General features: G+C 69.5%; 18 protein-coding genes. 14 read left to right on the top strand and 4 right to left on the bottom strand.

Annotation, left to right across the window (positions count from 1 at the left end):
* Window positions 1-61 precede the first annotated feature (61 nt).
* The 6 genes from IM660_RS16355 (at window position 62) to pstB (ending at window position 7,605) form a co-directional block, all read left to right on the top strand.
* Entirely contained in the window at window positions 62-2,314 is a 2,253-nt protein-coding gene (locus IM660_RS16355) for an RNA degradosome polyphosphate kinase (RefSeq protein ID WP_193499475.1), read from the top strand.
* Between the two features lie 3 nt (window positions 2,315-2,317).
* Window positions 2,318-3,295, top strand: coding sequence for an NUDIX hydrolase (locus tag IM660_RS16350; RefSeq protein WP_210769002.1), 978 nt, complete (start codon window positions 2,318-2,320; stop codon window positions 3,293-3,295).
* A 163-nt stretch (window positions 3,296-3,458) separates the two neighbouring features.
* On the top strand, window positions 3,459-4,607 hold the full coding sequence (gene pstS, locus IM660_RS16345) for a phosphate ABC transporter substrate-binding protein PstS (RefSeq protein WP_246465000.1): 1,149 nt from the start codon (window positions 3,459-3,461) through the stop codon (window positions 4,605-4,607).
* Window positions 4,608-4,702: 95 nt separating this feature from the next.
* Window positions 4,703-5,674: a phosphate ABC transporter permease subunit PstC gene (gene pstC / locus IM660_RS16340; RefSeq protein ID WP_246464999.1), complete on the top strand. Its 972-nt coding sequence runs from the start codon at window positions 4,703-4,705 to the stop codon at window positions 5,672-5,674.
* Entirely contained in the window at window positions 5,674-6,723 is a 1,050-nt protein-coding gene (gene pstA / locus IM660_RS16335; protein ID WP_193496859.1) for a phosphate ABC transporter permease PstA, read from the top strand. Before pstC ends, pstA begins: the two co-directional genes overlap by 1 nt.
* A 102-nt stretch (window positions 6,724-6,825) precedes the next feature.
* Window positions 6,826-7,605: a phosphate ABC transporter ATP-binding protein PstB gene (gene pstB, locus IM660_RS16330; RefSeq protein WP_193496858.1), complete on the top strand. Its 780-nt coding sequence runs from the start codon at window positions 6,826-6,828 to the stop codon at window positions 7,603-7,605.
* A gap of 167 nt (window positions 7,606-7,772) precedes the next feature.
* Here the strand turns inward: pstB and IM660_RS16325 are convergent, their stop codons facing one another.
* The 4 genes from IM660_RS16325 to IM660_RS16310 all read right to left on the bottom strand — a co-directional run bounded on the left by IM660_RS16325 (window position 7,773) and on the right by IM660_RS16310 (window position 11,002).
* Complete coding sequence (locus IM660_RS16325) at window positions 7,773-8,228, bottom strand: septum formation family protein (RefSeq protein ID WP_193496857.1); 456 nt, start codon at window positions 8,226-8,228, stop codon at window positions 7,773-7,775.
* A 124-nt stretch (window positions 8,229-8,352) separates the two neighbouring features.
* On the bottom strand, window positions 8,353-9,345 hold the full coding sequence (locus IM660_RS16320) for an inorganic phosphate transporter (protein ID WP_193496856.1): 993 nt from the start codon (window positions 9,343-9,345) through the stop codon (window positions 8,353-8,355).
* On the bottom strand, window positions 9,346-9,987 hold the full coding sequence (locus IM660_RS16315) for a DUF47 domain-containing protein (protein WP_193499471.1): 642 nt from the start codon (window positions 9,985-9,987) through the stop codon (window positions 9,346-9,348). It abuts the gene before it with no gap.
* A 301-nt stretch (window positions 9,988-10,288) separates the two neighbouring features.
* The gene (locus IM660_RS16310; RefSeq protein ID WP_193496855.1) at window positions 10,289-11,002 is read right to left on the bottom strand and encodes a winged helix-turn-helix transcriptional regulator; all 714 of its coding nucleotides are present in this window, start codon (window positions 11,000-11,002) and stop codon (window positions 10,289-10,291) included.
* A gap of 130 nt (window positions 11,003-11,132) precedes the next feature.
* Here IM660_RS16310 and IM660_RS16305 point away from each other — a divergent pair, with 130 nt between their 5' ends.
* The 8 genes from IM660_RS16305 (at window position 11,133) to dtd (ending at window position 17,643) form a co-directional block, all read left to right on the top strand.
* The gene (locus tag IM660_RS16305) at window positions 11,133-11,861 is read left to right on the top strand and encodes a hypothetical protein (RefSeq protein ID WP_193496854.1); all 729 of its coding nucleotides are present in this window, start codon (window positions 11,133-11,135) and stop codon (window positions 11,859-11,861) included.
* A 43-nt stretch (window positions 11,862-11,904) separates the two neighbouring features.
* Window positions 11,905-12,471: a heme-binding beta-barrel domain-containing protein gene (locus tag IM660_RS16300; RefSeq protein WP_193496853.1), complete on the top strand. Its 567-nt coding sequence runs from the start codon at window positions 11,905-11,907 to the stop codon at window positions 12,469-12,471.
* 115 nt (window positions 12,472-12,586) lie between these two features.
* The gene (ygfZ, locus tag IM660_RS16295; protein ID WP_193496852.1) at window positions 12,587-13,696 is read left to right on the top strand and encodes a CAF17-like 4Fe-4S cluster assembly/insertion protein YgfZ; all 1,110 of its coding nucleotides are present in this window, start codon (window positions 12,587-12,589) and stop codon (window positions 13,694-13,696) included.
* Between the two features lie 4 nt (window positions 13,697-13,700).
* Window positions 13,701-14,888 (top strand): FUSC family protein, encoded by a 1,188-nt coding sequence (locus IM660_RS16290; protein WP_193496851.1) that lies wholly within the window; start codon window positions 13,701-13,703, stop codon window positions 14,886-14,888.
* Complete coding sequence (locus IM660_RS16285) at window positions 14,885-15,922, top strand: threonine aldolase family protein (protein ID WP_193496850.1); 1,038 nt, start codon at window positions 14,885-14,887, stop codon at window positions 15,920-15,922. Before IM660_RS16290 ends, IM660_RS16285 begins: the two co-directional genes overlap by 4 nt.
* Before the next feature lie 10 nt (window positions 15,923-15,932).
* The gene (locus tag IM660_RS16280) at window positions 15,933-16,241 is read left to right on the top strand and encodes a DUF2516 family protein (RefSeq protein ID WP_246464998.1); all 309 of its coding nucleotides are present in this window, start codon (window positions 15,933-15,935) and stop codon (window positions 16,239-16,241) included.
* The gene (locus tag IM660_RS16275; RefSeq protein WP_246464997.1) at window positions 16,238-17,224 is read left to right on the top strand and encodes an asparaginase; all 987 of its coding nucleotides are present in this window, start codon (window positions 16,238-16,240) and stop codon (window positions 17,222-17,224) included. Before IM660_RS16280 ends, IM660_RS16275 begins: the two co-directional genes overlap by 4 nt.
* Window positions 17,221-17,643, top strand: coding sequence for a D-aminoacyl-tRNA deacylase (dtd, locus tag IM660_RS16270; RefSeq protein WP_193496848.1), 423 nt, complete (start codon window positions 17,221-17,223; stop codon window positions 17,641-17,643). Before IM660_RS16275 ends, dtd begins: the two co-directional genes overlap by 4 nt.
* Window positions 17,644-17,740: the final 97 nt, after the last annotated feature.

The following is a 17,740-nucleotide window of genomic DNA, read 5'->3' as shown; positions in this document are numbered from 1 at the left end:
TGGGACTCGGCCCGCGGGGCAGTCCTTCTTCAGGTCGCCCCAGGGCGTGAACGCTCACCGGATGTCCTCGCTATCGCCGTCGGTGATCGCGCGTGCGGTCGATGGCGCGACCGCGCCGCGGCAGGAGGGAAACACGGTGGTGCAAGCACCGGTCAACGAGCCCGTCGAGCAGCGCGAGGACGAACCCGTGGAGCTGCCGGCTGACCGCTTCGCCGACCGGGAGCTGAGCTGGCTGCAGTTCAACGAGCGAGTGCTCGAGCTCGCCGAGGACACTCGCCTCCCGCTGCTCGAGCGCGTGCGGTTCCTGGCGATCTTCGCCTCCAATCTGGACGAGTTCTTCATGGTGCGGGTGGCCGGCCTCAAGCGTCGTATCGCCACCGGGATGGCCGTCCAGGCCGCATCCGGGCTGCTGCCCCGGCAGGTGCTGGACCTGATCTCGGCAAAGACGCACGAGCTCACCGCCCGGCACGCGGCCGTGTTCTCCGAGAAGGTGCAACCGGCCCTCGCGGCCGAGGGCATCACGCTCGTGCACTTCGACCACCTGCACGAGAGCGAGCGGGACCGGCTGCACAAGTACTTCCGGAAGATGATCTTCCCGGTGCTCACCCCGCTCGCGGTGGACCCGGCGCACCCGTTCCCCTACATCTCCGGCCTCTCGCTCAACCTCGCCGTCGTGGTGCGCAATCCCACCACCGGTAAGGAGAACTTCGCTCGGGTGAAGGTGCCGCCGCTGTTGCCGCGGTTCATCGCCGTCGACGCTCGTGGCCGTCCGCACCGCCCCGAGGATGCTCCCGACGACGACGGGTACCGGTCGTTCGTCCCGATCGAGGACATCATCTCCTCCTTCCTCTACTACCTGTTCCCGGGGATGGAGGTGGTCGAGCACCATGTGTTCCGGGTGACCCGCAACGAGGACCTGGAGGTGGAGGAGGACGACGCCGAGAATCTCCTGCAGGCTCTGGAGAAGGAGCTGCTGCGGCGGCGGTTCGGTCCGCCCGTGCGGCTCGAGCTGGCGACCGGGTTCACCCCGCGGCTGCGCGAGATGCTGATCCGCGAGCTCGATATCTCCGAGCCGGACGTGTACGAGCTGCCGATGCCGCTGGATCTCACCGGGCTCAACCTGGTGGCCGACCTGGACCGACCCGAGCTGCACTATCCCAAGCACGTGGCCATCACCCCACGCGGGCTGGCCGAGGTGGAGAGCGCCACACCCACCGACATCTTCCAGGCGATCCGGGGCCGGGACATCCTGCTCCACCACCCCTACGACTCGTTCTCCACGAGTGTGCAGCAGTTCGTCGCCCAGGCTGCGGCCGACCCGAAGGTGCTGGCGATCAAGCAGACCCTCTACCGCACCTCCGGCGACTCCCCGATCGTGGACTCCCTCATCGATGCCGCGGAGGCGGGCAAGCAGGTGCTCGCGATCGTGGAGATCAAGGCTCGCTTCGACGAGGAGGCGAACATCTCCTGGGCCCGCAAGCTGGAGCAGGCGGGTGTCCACGTGGTCTACGGGATCGTCGGGCTGAAGACCCACTGCAAGCTCTCCCTCGTCGTGCGTCAGGAGGCCGATGGCCTGCGTCGCTACTGCCACGTCGGTACCGGCAACTACCACCCCAAGACCGCGCGCCTGTACGAGGACCACGGGTTGCTCACCTGCAACCCGGAAGTGGGCCAGGACTTGACGCGGTTGTTCAACCAGCTCTCCGGCTATGCGCCGAAGAGCCGGTTCCACCGGTTGCTGGTGGCACCGCGGGGGATCCGGCGCGGCCTGGTCGAGCGGGTGGAGAAGGAGATCGCGAACGCGCGGGCGGGTAAGCCCGCCTGGGTGAAGTTCAAGGTCAACTCGGTGGTCGACGAGCAGACCATCGACGCCCTGTACCGGGCCTCCCAGGCCGGAGTGCCGGTCGATGTGGTGGTGCGTGGGATCTGCGCGATCAAGGCGGGCGTGCCGGGTTTGAGCGAGAACATCCGGGTTCGTTCCATCCTCGGCCGGTTCCTCGAGCATTCCCGCGTGTACGCCTTCGCGAACGGCGGTGAGCCGGAGGTGTTCTTCGGATCGGCCGACCTGATGCACCGCAACCTCGACCGCCGGGTGGAGGTGCTCGTGCGGGTGACCGACCACGATCAGATCGCCGACCTGGTCGGCCTGATCGACACCTCGGTGGCCGATACGACGACCTCCTGGCACCTGAGCACGGCCGAGGACGGTGAACCGATCTGGACCAGGCACCACCTCGGTGAGGACGGCCGCCCCCTGACGGACCTGCAGGAACACCTCATGTCCGTCCATCGCCGGCGCAGCGCGGACAGCTGACTCGTGGGTTCTGACCGCGTGCACGCGGCCGGGGCGCTGGTCTGGCGGGTGGTGGGCCGGCGTCTCGAAGTGCTGCTGATCCACCGCCCCCGCTACGACGACTGGTCCTGGCCGAAGGGCAAGCTCGACTCCGCGATGGAGAGCCTTCCGATGTGCGCCGTACGGGAGGTGCAGGAGGAGACCGGGATCCCGGTGGTACTGGGTCTACCGCTGCCGACCGTCAACTACCGGCTCGCGAGCGGTCAGCAGAAGGTGTGCCACTACTGGGCCGCGACCCCGGCCGATGTCGACGGCGTGGACGTGCCGGCGCTCAATGCTCGCGAGAAGATCAAGCCCGCGCCCAAACATGAGGTGGACGAGGCTCGATGGGTGGAGGCCCGCAAGGCGCGCAAGATGCTCACCCGGGCCGACGACGTCGAGCCGCTCGGTGCGCTGATCGACCTGTGGGACGACGGGCTGCTGCGCACCTGGACCCTGATCGTGGTGCGCCACGGACGCGCCCGGAAGCGCTCGGCCTGGCCGGGCGGCGAGGAGACCCGCCCGCTGACTCCGGTGGGGCAGGTGCAGGCGAGGGCGCTCGTGCCGGTGCTGGCCGCGTACGGGGTGCACGAGGTGATCTCCTCACCGTGGCTGCGGTGCCGGGCCACCATGACCCCCTACTCCGACGCCTGCGACACGGCCGTGATGTCCGCTCCGCAGCTGACCGAGGCGGCCGTCAAGGACCGGCCCGCCGGTGCGCGGTCCCTCGTCAGCGACCTGCTCGGCAGCCCGCGGGAGGCCACGGTGGTGTGCACCCACCGCCCGGTGCTGCCGTTCGTGCTGGAAGCCGTCCGGGCGCGCAGTCCGCACCGGGTGAGCAAGCGGCTGCCGCAGGTGAACCCGTACCTGCGCACCGGCGAGATGCTGGTGGTGCACATGGCCCGCCGGGAGCAGCGCCGCGCCCGGGTCGTGGCCGTCGAGACGTACCGCCCGCCCAGCTGACCGACCGCACTGTGGCCGGGATTACGACACTGTCGGCGGTCGTTCACCTGATGTTCACCTGATCCCGAACGTGCCGTCACTCGGTGTCCCTAGCGTCGGGTCTGGTTGCGCCGGTCTGTGTTCCGGCCGCATCCCTCAGACCTCGACTAGAACGGGATTCAACGTGAAGCTTGCAACTGGCCGCCGGATGGCCGGCATCACCGCGATCAGCGCACTCGCGCTCACGCTCGCTGCCTGCGGCAGCGACTCTTCCGCTGACGACACCACCGACAGCGGCGACACCGGCAGCAGCGAAGAGACCGGCGGCGAGGACATGGGTGCCGAGCTGTCCGGCACCATCGCCGGCTCGGGCGCCAGCTCCCAGGAGAACGCGGTGCAGGGCTGGCTGGCCGGCTTCATGGAGGCCAACCCGGGTGCCACGGTCACCTACGACCCCACCGGTTCGGGTACCGGCCGGGAGCAGTTCATCAACGGCACCGTGCAGTTCGCCGGTTCCGACGCCGCCCTGGACGGTGAGGAGCTCGCCGCCGCGCAGGAGCGTTGCGGTGGCACCGTGATCGAGGCCCCGCTGTACATCAGCCCGATTGCCGTGGTGTACAACATCCCGGACCTCAACGACACCAACATCAACCTCGGCCCGGACACCATCGCCAACATCTTCGCAGGCGAGATCACCAACTGGAACGACCCGGCGATCGTCGAGGCCAACCCCGACATCGAGCTGCCCGACCTGGAGATCGTGCCGGTCAACCGCTCGGACGACTCCGGCACCACCGAGAACTTCACCGAGTACCTCGCTGCTGCCGCGCCCGAGGTCTGGACCCACGAGCCGTCCGGCCTCTGGCCGATCGAGGGTACCCAGTCCGGTGCGCAGACCTCCGGTGTGCTCGGTGTGGTCGAAGCAGCCGAGGGCACCATCGCCTACGTCGACGCCTCCCGTGTCGGTGAGCTGGGCAGTGTGGCCGTCGGTGTGGGCGAGGAGTTCGTGCCGTTCTCCCCGGAGGCTGCCGCCCACGTGGTGGACGTCTCGGAGCCGGGTGCGGACGCGACCGACACGATCCTGACGATCGACCTGGCCCGCGACACGCAGGAGTCGGGCGCGTACCCGATCGTGCTGATCTCCTACTCCCTCGCCTGCGGCAGCTACGACAACGAGGAGCACGCCTCCCTCGTTCAGGGCTACCTGACCTACGTGGCCAGCGAAGAGGGTCAGAACCGCGCCGCCCAGCCGGACGTCGCCGGTTCCGCCCCGATCTCCGACGGAATGCGTGAGCGCGTGAACGCCGCGCTCGAGACCATCTCCGCCGGCTGATCCAGCAGTACCCTGCATCAGGCGGGTCGGCGGTCCGAGATCGTGACCGCCGATCCGCCTGAGGCACGCTCCCCTACGTAGACGACGGAGGAACTGTGGCAACCACCACGCCCCCGCAGGATCAGAGCCGACGCGGCACAGGTGACCGCGCACCGGGGCGGCTCGGGAACGTCATCTTCAAGGGCATCTCCACCACGAGTGGTGTGATGATCCTGGTGACGCTGGCCGCCGTGGCGATCTTCCTGCTCTACCGTGCCTGGCCGGCGCTGGTGGCCAATGCCGAGGAGTTCGCCGACGTCAACTTCATCGAGGGCAACCTGTGGGTCTGGGTGGCTCCGTTGCTCTTCGGTACCGTGCTCGCCTCGATCATCGCCCTCGCGGTGGCGATGCCGCTGAGCATCGGGATCGCGCTCTTCATCTCGCACTATGCCCCCCGAAGGCTCGCGCAACTGCTCGGCTACATCATCGATCTGCTTGCCGCGATCCCCTCGGTGATCGTCGGCCTCTGGGGAGCCAGCTGGCTGATGCCGCTGGTGGATCCGCTCTTCGCCTGGCTGAGCTCGAACCTCGGCTTCATCCCGCTGTTCGCCGACTACACGCCACCGGCCCGGAACATCACCACCGGTGGGCTGGTGCTGGCGATCATGATCGTGCCGATCATCACCGCCACGATCCGTGAGGTCTTCCTGCAGACCCCGCGGCTGCACGAAGAGGCCTCGCTCGCGCTCGGATCCACCCGCTGGGAGATGATCCGCCAGGCCGTCCTGCCGTTCGGCCGGTCCGGGATGATCTCGGCCGCCATGCTCGGCCTCGGCCGGGCGCTCGGTGAGACCATGGCGATCCTGCTCATCCTCTCGCCGGGGTACTCGATCAACTTCAATCTGCTCCAGGCGGGTCAGCACAACACGATCGCGGCGAACATCGCCCTGCATTTCCCGGAGTCCAGCGGTATCGCCGTCGATGCCCTGATCGCTTCCGGGCTCATTCTGTTCGCGGTGACCTTCGGCGTGAACATGATCGCCCGCTGGATCATCAACCGTCGCGCCGAGTTCTCGGGAGCCAACTGATGTCCGTCGCTGCTCCTCCCGTGCCCACCCGCACCTACCGGCGGCTGCCCGCCTGGGCTCCCTACGCCGTCCTGGTGGTATCGCTGGCGGTCACCGCCGGCGTGCTCACCTCCCTCGGTGCGCTCACGATCGCCTCGATGTTCTTCGTGAGCGCGATCGTCTATGCCGTCGCCATCACCGTGACCTCGACCGTGGTCGAGGGGCGCCGCTGGGCCACCGACCGGCTCGCCACCACCTTGGTGACCTTCGCCTTCCTGCTCGCCGTCATCCCGCTCATCTCCCTGTTGTGGATCGTGATCGGTGACGGCGTCGAACGGTTCGGTCCGACATTCCTGACGACCGACATGGTGGGCATCTTCGGCTCCATGGTCGAAGGCGGTGTGGCACATGCGATCGTCGGCACCGTCTACGTCACCGGGATCGCGGGTCTCATTTCTGTACCACTGGGCATCTTCACTGCCATCTACCTCGTGGAGTACGGCAGCGGCCCGGTCAAGCGGGGCATCACACTGCTGGTCGACGTGATGACCGGTATCCCCTCGATCGTGGCAGGTCTGTTCGCCTACACGATGTTCCTGGTGATCTTCGGGCCGGCGTACAAGTCGGCTCTCATCGGTGGTATCGCGCTGGCGGTGCTGATGACTCCCTACGTGATTCGCAGCGTGGAGGAGATGCTGAAGCTGGTGCCCAACGAGTTGCGGGAGGCTTCCTTCGCCCTCGGGGTGCCGAAATGGCTGACCATCGTCAAGGTGGTGCTGCGCACCGCCGTCGCCGGCATCACCTCCGGTGTCATGATCGCCACCGCCCGTGTGATCGGTGAGACGGCGCCGCTGCTGGTCACGGTCGGCACCATCCAGGCCATGAACTGGAACCCCTTCGACGGGCGCATCGAGACCCTGCCGGTGTACGTATTCCGTCAGTATGCCCAGGGTGGACCGGCCGCCGACCGCGCCTGGGCGGCTGCACTCACGCTGCTGCTGATCGTCATGCTGCTCAACCTCATCGGTCGCCTGGTGAGCAAGTTCTTCTCCCCCAAGGGTGGACGATGAACACGATGAACCCTGGCCGATCTGACCACGTTGCCTGCCCTGCCCCCTCGCCCTGCTGCTCCCGCCGCGTGACCTCCGCGGCGACCCCCGGAAGGACTGCCCGTGTCTAAGCGAATCGACGTCAGCGACCTGAACGTCTACTACGGCGACTTCCTCGCCGTCGAGGGCGTCAACATGACCATCGAAGCCCGCTCCGTCACAGCGCTGATCGGGCCCTCCGGCTGTGGCAAATCCACCTTCCTGCGCACCCTGAACCGGATGCACGAGGTGATCCCCGGGGCCTACGTCAAGGGCAAGGCCGTCATGGACGGCAAGGACCTCTACGCCCCGCACGTGGACCCGGTGGAGGTGCGGCGCCAGATCGGCATGGTGTTCCAACGGCCGAACCCGTTCCCGACGATGTCAATCGCAGACAATGTGCTCGCCGGCGTCAAGCTCAACAACCGCCGTATCTCCCGCTCCGACGCCGCCGATCTGGTGGAGCGGTCGCTCACCGGAGCGAACCTGTGGAACGAGGTCAAGGACCGGCTCGACAAGCCCGGATCCTCCCTCTCCGGTGGCCAGCAGCAGCGCCTGTGCATCGCCCGCGCGATCGCCGTGCAGCCGGAGGTGCTGCTCATGGACGAGCCGTGCTCGGCGCTGGACCCGATCTCCACGCTCGCGATCGAGGACCTCATCCACGAGCTGAAGAACGACTACACGATCGTGATCGTCACCCACAACATGCAGCAGGCGGCGCGAGTCTCGGACCGCACCGGCTTCTTCAACATCGAAGGCACCGGCAAACCGGGGCACCTCATCGAGATGGATGACACCACCACGATGTTCTCCTCGCCCTCGCAGAAGGCCACCGAGGACTACATCTCCGGCCGGTTCGGCTGAGCCGCCGAGCTGCCCGGGCTGCCCGGGCTGACGCAGTGCCCTGGGTGGACTGCTCCTCCCATCGCCGGATCCTGGAGGGGGCTTCGGCGGTGGGATGAGGAGTTCACCGGGGACGGGAATGACGAAGGGCCGCACGCGATCGCGTGCGGCCCTTCGTGGTGGGTGGCTCAGATGCCCGAGCCCTCCCAGGACTCGGTGGCGGTGGAGCCGTCCATGGCGTAGAGGAAGCACAGGATCTCGCGGTCGTCAGCCTGGTCCCAGCTTTCCGCGCTCGGACCGATGTAGTTGATGTCCAGCGCAGAGTCTTCGTAGGCGGCGCCGACGAAGGCGTCGAACTCGGCGATGCAGCCTTCCTGAGCCGCGGTCTGGATGCCTTCCGTGCCGGGGTAATCACCGTCCGGCATGTCGAACTTGTGGAAGACCTGCGCGTCGTGCTCCTCGGAGCAGTCCACGGTCGGGATCTCAGTGATCTCTTCCGTGCCCATGCTCGTGGTGTCGACGCATGCGCCCACCTCGGCCGAGGCGACTGACCCACCCAGCAGGCTGCAGGCGCTCATCGAGGCGGTCAGACCGGCCACGCCGACGACGGCGAGCGCGGAGCGGGTCAGGGTACGGGTGTTCATAGACTCTCCCAAGTCGTGACAGATCGGGGGTGGCCCCGTGGTCTCGGACTTACCTTATGGGATCCGGAAGGTCGCGTGCTGACCTCGTGACGGGTCGAACTCCCCATGCACGCCGGGCCGTGGCTCAGATGAACAGCGACAGCACCAGGTACATCCCGGCGGCCACCAGGGCCGCCCCGGGGATCGTCAGTACCCAGGCCGTCACGATCCGCCGGGCCACGCCCCACCGCACCGCCGAGAGCCGTCGTGTCGCCCCCACGCCGGTGATGGCAGCCGTGATGGTGTGCGTGGTGGAGATGGGTGCGTGCAGCACGAACGCCGTGGTGTAGAGCACACTCGCCGCGACCGACTCAGCGACGAACCCGCGGGCCGGGTCGAGCTCGATCACCCGGCGGCCGAGCGTCTTCATGATCCGCCACCCACCGGCGTAGGTCCCGAGCGAGATGGCTGCCGCTGCCGCGAGCTTGACCCAGAGGGGGATCTCCGAACCCGTCTGCAGTCCACCGGCCACGAGTGCGAGCACGATCACCCCCATCGTCTTCTGCGCGTCTTGCAACCCGTGACCGAGTGCCATCGCCGCCGCCGAGATGGTCTGCAGCAGCCGGAACCGGCGCGTGGTGCGCCCCGGTGCGGCGTTGCGCACCACCCACAGCACGGCCACCACGAGGAAATAGGCGAGTACGAAACCCACCAGCGGGGAAGCAAACATCGGCAGCACCACGCGCTCCCAGATGACGTTCCAGTGCACGGTGGCAGCCGAGGCCACCCCGGCCCCGGTCAGGCCGCCGATCAGCGCGTGCGAGGACGAGGAGGGCAGCCCCAGCCACCAGGTCAGCAGGTTCCACGCGATCGCGCCCACGAGGGCCGAGAGCACCACCACCAGCCCGTAGTTGCCGAGCGGGGTGTCGATGATCCCGCTGCCGATCGTCTCGGCGACCCCGGTGCCCAGGAGCGCCCCGACGAAGTTCATGACGGCGGCCAGCACCACGGCTACCCGTGGCGTCAGGGCGCGGGTGGAGACGGAGGTGGCGATCGCGTTGGCCGCGTCGTGGAACCCGTTGGTGTAGTCGAAGGTGAGGGCGATCACCACCACAAGCAGGACGAGAGCGAGCTCCACTCAGGATTCCTTCAGGTACAGCGCCTCGACCAGATGGGCGACCCGCTCGAAGGCATCCGCGGCCTGTTCGAGGGTATCGATCACGCCCTTGAGCTTGATGAGCTCGATCACCGCCGCCGGGCTCTCTTGGTACCGCGGGCTCTGGAACAGCAGTGCCAGCAGCTCCCGGTAGGCGCGGTCGGCCTCGTTCTCGAGCCGGTTGATCTCGATCCAGTACGAGCGCACATCCTCACCCATGGTGCGCAGCTTCGGCATGACGGCGGCCGTCAGCTCCGCGGCCCGGTGGAGCACCGTGACCTGGGTCGAGACCCCGGGGGGTAGGTCGTGGAGCTGGTAGAGCACCACCAGATCTCCGGCGGCCTCCATCGCGTCCATGCAGTCGTCCAGCGCGGAGGTGAGCTGGTAGATGTCGTCCCGGTCGAACGGGGTGACGAAGGTCTGGTTCAGCCGGCGTAGCACCTCATGGGCGGCGTCGTCGGCCTCGTGCTCGGCCTCGCGCAGACGCCGGCCGAAACGCTCCCGGTCGGGGCCGTCATCGCCGATGAGCTGGGCGAGCAGGTCCGCCCCGGGTGCGAGATGTCCGGCCAGCACGGCTAGCAGGTCGAAGAACGCATCGTCGCGTGGGGTCAGGCGAAAGCGCACCACGGCTCCCAGGGGTAGAACCACGTGTGAATCGGGACGGACAACGCGACACAGGTTAGAGCATGCGCACCGGTCGCCAGATCGGGCGGCGCACCAGGTTCACCGGAGGGAACGGTGCTCCAGTTGTTCGAGGACGCCGGGCCGCCCAGCGCCTGACGGCGCGAAGGCCGCTCGTAGCGGCAGATGTTGGAGCCCGGGGCTAGTGCGACCCGGCGTCGCTATCCAGTTTCGCACACATGCTCCGGACAGGGCGCACACACCGATGCCTGCGCGGGGTGCCTGCGTGAACGGGACGTGGACGTCAGGCCTCATCAGCCGATGGAACCTCGGCACCGGGGGCATGGCGGGGCAGATCGAACCGGTATCCCACGTTGCGCACGGTTCCGATCATCTGATCGTGCTCGGGACCCAACTTGGCGCGCAGACGGCGCACGTGGACGTCCACGGTGCGGGTGCCGCCGTAGTAGTCGTAGCCCCACACCTCCTGCAGCAGCTGAGCGCGGGTGAACACCCGGCCCGGATGCTGGCTGAGGTACTTCAGCAGCTCGAACTCCTTGAACGTCAGGTCCAGAGCATCCCCGCGCAGCCGCGCGGTGTACCCACTCGCGTCGATCGTCAGGTCGCCGGCCTCGATCTGCTCGGGGTCGTCGTCGCCGGCAGCGAGCTGGCTGCGCCCCACCACCAGTCGCAGGCGGGCGTCCACCTCGGCCGGACCAGCGGCGGCGAGCACGATGTCGTGCGCCCCCCAGTCTGGCCGTACCACCGACAACCCGCCCTCGCCGAGCACGAGGACCACCGGGACCTCCATCCCGGTCGAGCGCATCAGCTGGCAGGTCGCGCGGGCCCGAGCCAGATCGTGCCTGGCGTCGATCAGTACCACTTCGGACTCGGGTGCCTCCAGCAGAGCCGCTGGCTCGTTCGGCACCACCCGCACCCGGTGGCTCAGCAGCGTCAGCGCCGGCAGCACCCGCGCGGACCCTCCGGCTTCCTGGGTCAGCAGAAGAAGGTCGACCACTGCTCCTCCTCCCGAATCACTCCGGCTCACTCTATTGCAGGTACGGCCCCGAGCTGTGCCGCGCTCCCCACGGCCGGCAACGACGCTCGGCAGGATGTGACACGATCACATCCGTGAGGTGGATCCAGGCATGATCAGCGGGACGTTCCGTGCGGTCGTCACGGCCACGGCGGCAGCAGGCATCGGCATCACCGCCTTCGGCGAGCGCGGCCTCTTCGTGGGCACCGTCGCCGGGATCGTGGCCGTGTTCGCGATCGGATGGCCCCGGCTGCTCGGCCTCCCCGCCCCCCGCGGCGCGACCGTGGTGCTGCTGGCCACCGCGGCAGCCGCCTTCACCGCACTCCTCATCTGGGAGGACTTGCTCTACGTCGCCGTTGCGACCGGGCTGGGCGTCGTCGGCGCGTTCCTGCACGAGCTGACCCGCCGGGACGGACGCCCTCGGCTGGTGGAATCTGTCTCAGGTGTGGTGACGGGCGCCGTCGTGGTCTCCTCGGCAGCCGGATGGCTGGCCGTGGGCACGGGAGAGGTGGCCACCGCGCTACTGCTGGTGGGCGCGGTGACGATCACCGCGGGCTCGGCCTGTACGGCGTTGCCCATCCCCGGCTGGCTCGGATCGGCCACCACGATCGTCATCGCCGCCGCCGCGGGCCTGCTCGTGGGATCCCTGCTGTCCGATCTCGGCCTGCTGGCGGGCGGGCTGATCGGCCTGTCGTCGGGAGTGCTCATCGCTGCGGTGCACGCACTCTTCGGCCAGTTCCCGGCGTCGGGGCGTCCGACGGCCGCGCTCGCCGCCGCGATGCTGCCGGTGGCCGTGGCTGGGGTTCCGGTCTACGTGCTCGGGCGGGTGCTGCTGGGCTGAGCGGTGAGCCGGCGGGTCAGCCTGCGCGAGTAGCATCGCTTGCATGAGTTTCGCCATCCCCGAAGGCCTCGCCCCGGAGACCTACCCGATCGCCTGGCTGGTCGGCACCTGGCGCGGCCCCGGTTTCCTCGCCTACCCGGGCATCGACGAGCGGCCGATCCTGGTGGAGGCCACCTTCTCCTCCGACGGCGGCCCTTACCTCGCGTACACCGCCACCACCTGGTTGCTGGAGAACCCGCCCGCCTCCCTGGAGGGCGAGATCGACGTCCCAGCGATGCAGGCGGGCCAGGTGTGGGCCACCGAGTCGGGTCACTGGCGCGTTCCCCCGCAGGAGAGCTCCGCTGCCGACGGTGACCCGCCGCGCATCGACCTGGAGGTCCTGCTCACCGAGCCCACCGGTCACGCCAGCGTCTACCTCGGCGTGGCCCAGGGGCCGCGGGTCTCGCTGGCCACCGACCTGATCGCCCGCACCGCCTCCGCCGCCGAGATCACGGCCGCACGCCGGATGTACGGACTGGTCAACTCCGAGCTGATGTGGGCCACCGATCTCGCCGCATTCGGCCACGAGATGCAGTCCTACTCCTCCGGGCGCCTGCAGCGGCAGGGATGAGGGGCGGACAGAACTGACGGTCCAGGGCATGTGCGTGCCACATCTGGCACAGAGTTCCCCACAGCCGTCAGTTGTGTCCGGGAATGCCGACTCCGCCACCTGCATTGAGGAGAACATGAGCCTGCTGAACCGACCTGGAGCGGTCGCCGCCGCCGGTCCCGACACCGGCGTGGCCGCGCACTACGGCAACCCCGTGACCGAGCAGCGCGCCCTCGAACGCGGGATCGGGGTGGTCGACCTCTCCCACCTGGGCGTGGTCACCGTGACCGGCCCGGACCGGCTCACCTGGCTGAACACGCTCTCCTCGCAGGTGATCGACCTCGCTCCCGGTGCCGGGACCGAACTGCTGCTGCTCGACCCGAACGGCCGCATCCAGCACGCAGCCGCTGTCACCGACGACGGTCAGACGGCCTGGCTGGTCACCGAGACCGGGCACGCCCAGGCTCTGGCGGACTTCCTGGACTCGATGCGGTTCATGCTCCGGGTCGAGGTCGCAGTCCGGGAGGATGCCGCGGTACTCGGCACCACCACGGACGGACCCGACCTCAGCTCCCTCGCCGAGACGCCCCTGACCCACGACGGGTCTGCGCTGACCTGGAGCGACCCGTGGCCTGCCACGTCCCCCGGCTCCACCCGGTACGGACCGGCCGAGGAGGAGCACCCCGGTAGCCAGTGGCACCCTCGCCTGCACCTGGTCGGCCGCGACCAGGTCGAGCAGATCGTCGCCTCGGCCGAGGGCGCCGGTGCCCGCCTGGCCGGAGCCTGGGCGTGGGAGGCGCTGCGTGTGGCCGCATGGCGCCCTCGCCTAGCGCGCGAGGTCGACGAGCGCACGATCCCGCACGAGCTCGACTGGCTGCGCACCGCCGTCCACCTGAACAAGGGCTGCTACCGCGGGCAGGAGACGATCGCCCGTGTGTTCAACCTGGGGCGTCCACCCCGGCGCCTGGTGATGCTGCACCTCGACGGCAGCGAGCACGTCCTGCCCGAGGTGGGTGACGCTGTCAGCCTGGGGGAGCGTGCCGTGGGCAGGGTGACTTCCGTGGTGCGCCACCACGAGCTCGGGCCGGTCGCGCTCGCGGTGATCAAGCGCTCTGTCGACCCCACCGTCGAGCTGACCGCAGGACCGATCGCCGCCGCCCAGGAGGTCATCGTCAGTCCTGAGGGTCAGGGCACCGGCAGGCCTGAACAGGCTCCCGCCACGGGTCTGCGCCGCCGGACCCTCTGAGCCGATGCCGGCCGGCCCGTCGAGCCCCGACAGCCACAACGGCCCCAGGCCACCGGTCCGGTCACGTGGGCGGCTCAGGGCCGCACGCGCAGCGCTCTCGGGCCGGTTGCGGCGCGGGTGGCGACGTTTGCGCGGTGACGCCTGGCCGATCGTCACCGGGGCACTCGCGGCCGGGGCCGCCTACGGCATCGCCCACTGGGTGGTCGGTCACGAGATCCCCATCTTCGCGGCCATTGCCGCCTGGGTCTCGCTCGGCTTCAGCGCCGATCGCCGTCCCCGCAAGGTGGCCGAGCTAGCTCTAGGCGTCACCGTCGGCGTGGCCGCCGGGGAGGTCGTCGGCGCAGTCATCGGCTCCGGCCCGGTGCAGATCTTCGTGGTCCTCGCCGCCGCGGTCGCCGTCGCTCGCCTCATCGACGGTGCGGCGATGCTGGCCATGCAGGCTGGGGTGCAGTCCGTCGTGGTCATCGCGCTGCCGCCCACCCTCGGCGGGGACGGCATCGGCCGCTGGCTGGACGCGCTCATCGGTGGCGCGCTCGCCTTGCTGGTCGCCTCGCTGCTGCCGATCGACGTCCGCCGCCGTGCCCGCAACCTCGCCTCTTCCGGCCTCACCGAGGTCTCCCTCACCCTTGCCGACGTCGCCCGAGGTATCCGCACCGGTGACGAGGAGAGGGTCGACGACGCCCTCACCCGCGCCCGCGGCTCCCAAGGCGTGATCGACGAGTGGAGCACCCTCGTGCGCGATGCCCTCGCCGCCACCCGGTTCACCCCCAGCCGGCTGCGGCACGATGCCGACCTGCTGCGGCTGCAGCGCGCCGCCACCCTCTGCGACCGGGCCATGCGCAACACCCGCGTCATCACCCGCCGCGCCTGGACCGCCGCGCAGGAGATGACCGAGCAGGAGCGGCTCGCACGCCTGCTCGCCACCCTCTCCCAGTCCGCCGCCGACCTGGCGTTCGCGCTCGGCTCCGGGTCCGAGCCCTCCGGACTGCGGCACCAGCTGCTCGCCGTCGCGGCCGAGCTCGACCCGCCGACGTTCACCGGCTGGCGCGCCCAGACCTTGGTGGTGCTGATGCGCTCCCTCGTGGTGGACCTGCTGGAGATGACCGGGATGTCCGCCGAGCAGGCCCGCCGCGCGCTCGCCGAGATCGGCCCGGACGTCGAGGACGATCGGCCTCCTAGGCTGACCGGATGATCCAGCTCGCTTCCGACAACTACGCACCCCTGCACCCGGAGGTGCTCGAGGCGCTCGCAGCCGTGGGTAGCGAGCCGGCCCCGGCGTACGGGGCGGACCCGCTGACGGCGTCCCTCGCCGACGTCGTCCGCCTCACCTTCGGCGAGCGTGCCCAGGTGTATCCGGTGCTCACCGGCACCGGCGCGAACGTCGTCGCCCTGACCTCGATGCTCCCCCGATGGGGCGCGGTGATCGCCACCGAGCACGCTCACCTGCACACCGATGAGAACGGTGCACCCGAACGGGTCGGTGGCATCAAGGTGCTCCCGGTCCCCGCAGCCGATGCCCGGCTCACACCGGCGGCCATCGAACGCTACGCCGCCGACTTGGGGGACGTGCACCGCGCCCAGCCATTGGCCGTCTCCCTCACGCAAGTCACCGAGCTGGGGACCGTCTACACCCCGGAGGAGGTGCGTGCCGTCGCCGAGGCGGCTCACGCCGTCGGGATGGCGGTGCACATGGACGGTTCCCGGCTCGCGAACGCGGCCGCCTCGCTCGGGCTGAGCCTGCGGGAGATCACCGCCGACTGCGGTGTGGACGTGGTCTCCTTCGGCGGTACCAAGAACGGCGCCGCACTCGCCGAGGCGGTCCTCGTGCTGAATCCGGACGCGGTCTCCGGGGTGGAGATGGTGCGCAAGGCGAGTATGCAGCTGGCCTCGAAGCAGCGCTACGTGGCCGCCCAGCTGCTCGCCCTGCTGAGTGGACCCGACCCGCTGTGGCGACGTAACGCCACCCACGCCAACGCGATGGCGAGACGGCTGCGGGAGGCGAGCTCCGCCGTCGCCGGAGTGCTCGTGACCCAGCCGACGGAGGCGAACGTGGTGTTCGCGACCGTGCCGCGCACGCTGGCGGCCGCACTCCGGGAGGAGTTCACCTTCTACGACTGGGGGCCCGGCGAGGATCCGGAGCGGGTGGAGGTGCGGTGGATGTGCTCCTGGGACACCCCTCGCGAGGACGTGGATGCGTTCACGCGGCGACTGGCTGCGCTCGCGTAGGCTCAGATCCGTGATCGCGCTCATCCAGTTCTACGTCTTCCAGCTCCTCGGCTTCTCGGCGATGGCGCTCGCGCTGTGGGCGCTCATCGACGCCGCGATCCGGCCGTCTCAGGCATTCGTCAGTGCGGACAAGCGGACGAAGGTGTTCTGGCTGGCGATGTCCGGGGGTGCGGCGCTGCTCGCGTGGCTGGCGGTGGTCGGGGCCTTCTCCGGACTGCTGTTCAGCCTGATCGCCGGTGTGATGGCCGGGGTGTACCTTGCCGACGTGCGCCCGGCGGTCCGTGACTACGGATCGCGTGGCGGTTCCAGTCCGTGGTGAGCCTTCCCGCACCCGGGCAGGTGCTGGCGTGGGTGGTGCGCGGGCGGATGGTCGAGTCGGTGCATACCGGGCACCTGGTGGCTCTGGACGCGTCGGGGCGGGATGCGCTGCGGCTGGGGGAGCCGGAGCAGCAGATCTACCCCCGCTCGTGCCTGAAGCCGCTGCAGGCGGTGGGGATGCTCCGCGCCGGGGTGTCCCTCACGGTCGAGCAGCTGGCGCTGGCATGTGCCTCCCACAATGGTGAGGACCGGCACCGGGAGGTCGCGCTCGGCATCCTGGAGTCGGTGGGGCTGGACGCGACGGCGCTCGCGAACACACCTGACCTGCCGCTCGACCACGCCGCCGCGTGGGCGTGGCAGCGAGGAGGTCGCGGACCTGAGCCGATCACGCAGAACTGTTCCGGCAAGCATGCGGCGATGGTGGCCACCTGCGTGGCGGCGGGATGGCCGGTGGCCGGGTATCTGGATCCGGAGCATCCGCTGCAGCGGCATCTGCTGGCGGTGATCGCCGAGCTGACCCAGGTGGAGCAGGCCCATGTGGCCGTGGACGGGTGCGGGGCGCCGCAACCGTCGACGACGGTGCGTGGCCTGGCCGGCGCCTTCGCGCGCATCGCTGCCGCCGAGGAGGGGACGGCCGAGCACCGGGTGGCGGAGGCGATCCGAGCCCACCCGTTCCTGGTGGCCGGTACCGGGCGGGAGGACACCGAGGCGATGCGCGCAGTGCCGGGGCTGATCCTCAAGGGTGGGGCCGACGGGGTGCACGCCGGGGCCTTGCCGGACGGGCGCGCGCTGGCCTTCAAGGTCTCGGACGGTGCTGCCCGCCCCCGGCCGGTGGTGCTGGGGGCGGTGCTGCGGGAGCTGGGGGTCGAGCCCGTGGAGGACTGGGCCTGGGAGCGGGTGCCGGTGCTCGGTCACGGGGAACCGGTGGGCCGGGTCTCTCCGGGGTTCGGTGCGGGCGCCCTGGCGTTCGGTGGTGTGGCGTGAGGGCGGTACTGCAACGCGTCACCCGCGCGTCGGTGACGGTGGACGGGGAGATGGTCGGGCAGATCGGCCCGGGTATCTGTGCGCTGGTGGGTGTGACGCACGAGGACACTGCCGCCCAGGCGAACACGGTGGCCCGCAAGATCGCCGAGCTGCGGATCCTGCGGGATGAGCAGTCGGTGGCAGATTCTGGCGCCGAGGTGCTCGTGGTCAGTCAGTTCACGCTGTACGGATCCACGAAGAAGGGGCGTCGCCCCTCGTGGACAGCGGCCGCCCCCGGTCCGGTGGCCGAACCGTTGGTGGGGGCGGTGGTGGACGCCTTGCGGGAGCGAGGCGTCACGGTGGCGACGGGGGTGTTCGGTGCCGATATGGCCGTGGAGATGGTCAATGACGGGCCGGTGACGCTGGTGGTGGAGGCATGATCAGATTGCTTGCCATGTAATTCCTCCTTCGGCTGGTGGAACTGCATAGGAGTGACGCGCCGGTGGCCACGGCGAGACGGCTCTGCCACAGTGGCAC

Origin of the sequence: Ruania alkalisoli (genome assembly GCF_014960965.1) — a bacterium.
GTDB classification, from domain to species: Bacteria; Actinomycetota; Actinomycetes; order Actinomycetales; family Beutenbergiaceae; genus Ruania; species Ruania alkalisoli.
This window is presented reverse-complemented; position numbering and strand designations above follow the sequence as displayed.

Excerpts from the sequence above, each read along its gene's own strand:
- IM660_RS16355 (WP_193499475.1), top strand. The coding sequence starts at position 62 with ATGTCCTCGCTATCGCCGTCGGTGATCGCGCGTGCGGTCGATGGCGCG.
- pstA (WP_193496859.1), top strand. The coding sequence starts at position 5,674 with ATGTCCGTCGCTGCTCCTCCCGTGCCCACCCGCACCTACCGGCGGCTG.
- IM660_RS16325 (WP_193496857.1), bottom strand. The coding sequence starts at position 8,228 with ATGAACACCCGTACCCTGACCCGCTCCGCGCTCGCCGTCGTCGGCGTG.
- IM660_RS16305 (WP_193496854.1), top strand. The coding sequence starts at position 11,133 with ATGATCAGCGGGACGTTCCGTGCGGTCGTCACGGCCACGGCGGCAGCA.
- IM660_RS16300 (WP_193496853.1), top strand. The coding sequence starts at position 11,905 with ATGAGTTTCGCCATCCCCGAAGGCCTCGCCCCGGAGACCTACCCGATC.
- ygfZ (WP_193496852.1), top strand. The coding sequence starts at position 12,587 with ATGAGCCTGCTGAACCGACCTGGAGCGGTCGCCGCCGCCGGTCCCGAC.
- IM660_RS16290 (WP_193496851.1), top strand. The coding sequence starts at position 13,701 with ATGCCGGCCGGCCCGTCGAGCCCCGACAGCCACAACGGCCCCAGGCCA.
- IM660_RS16285 (WP_193496850.1), top strand. The coding sequence starts at position 14,885 with ATGATCCAGCTCGCTTCCGACAACTACGCACCCCTGCACCCGGAGGTG.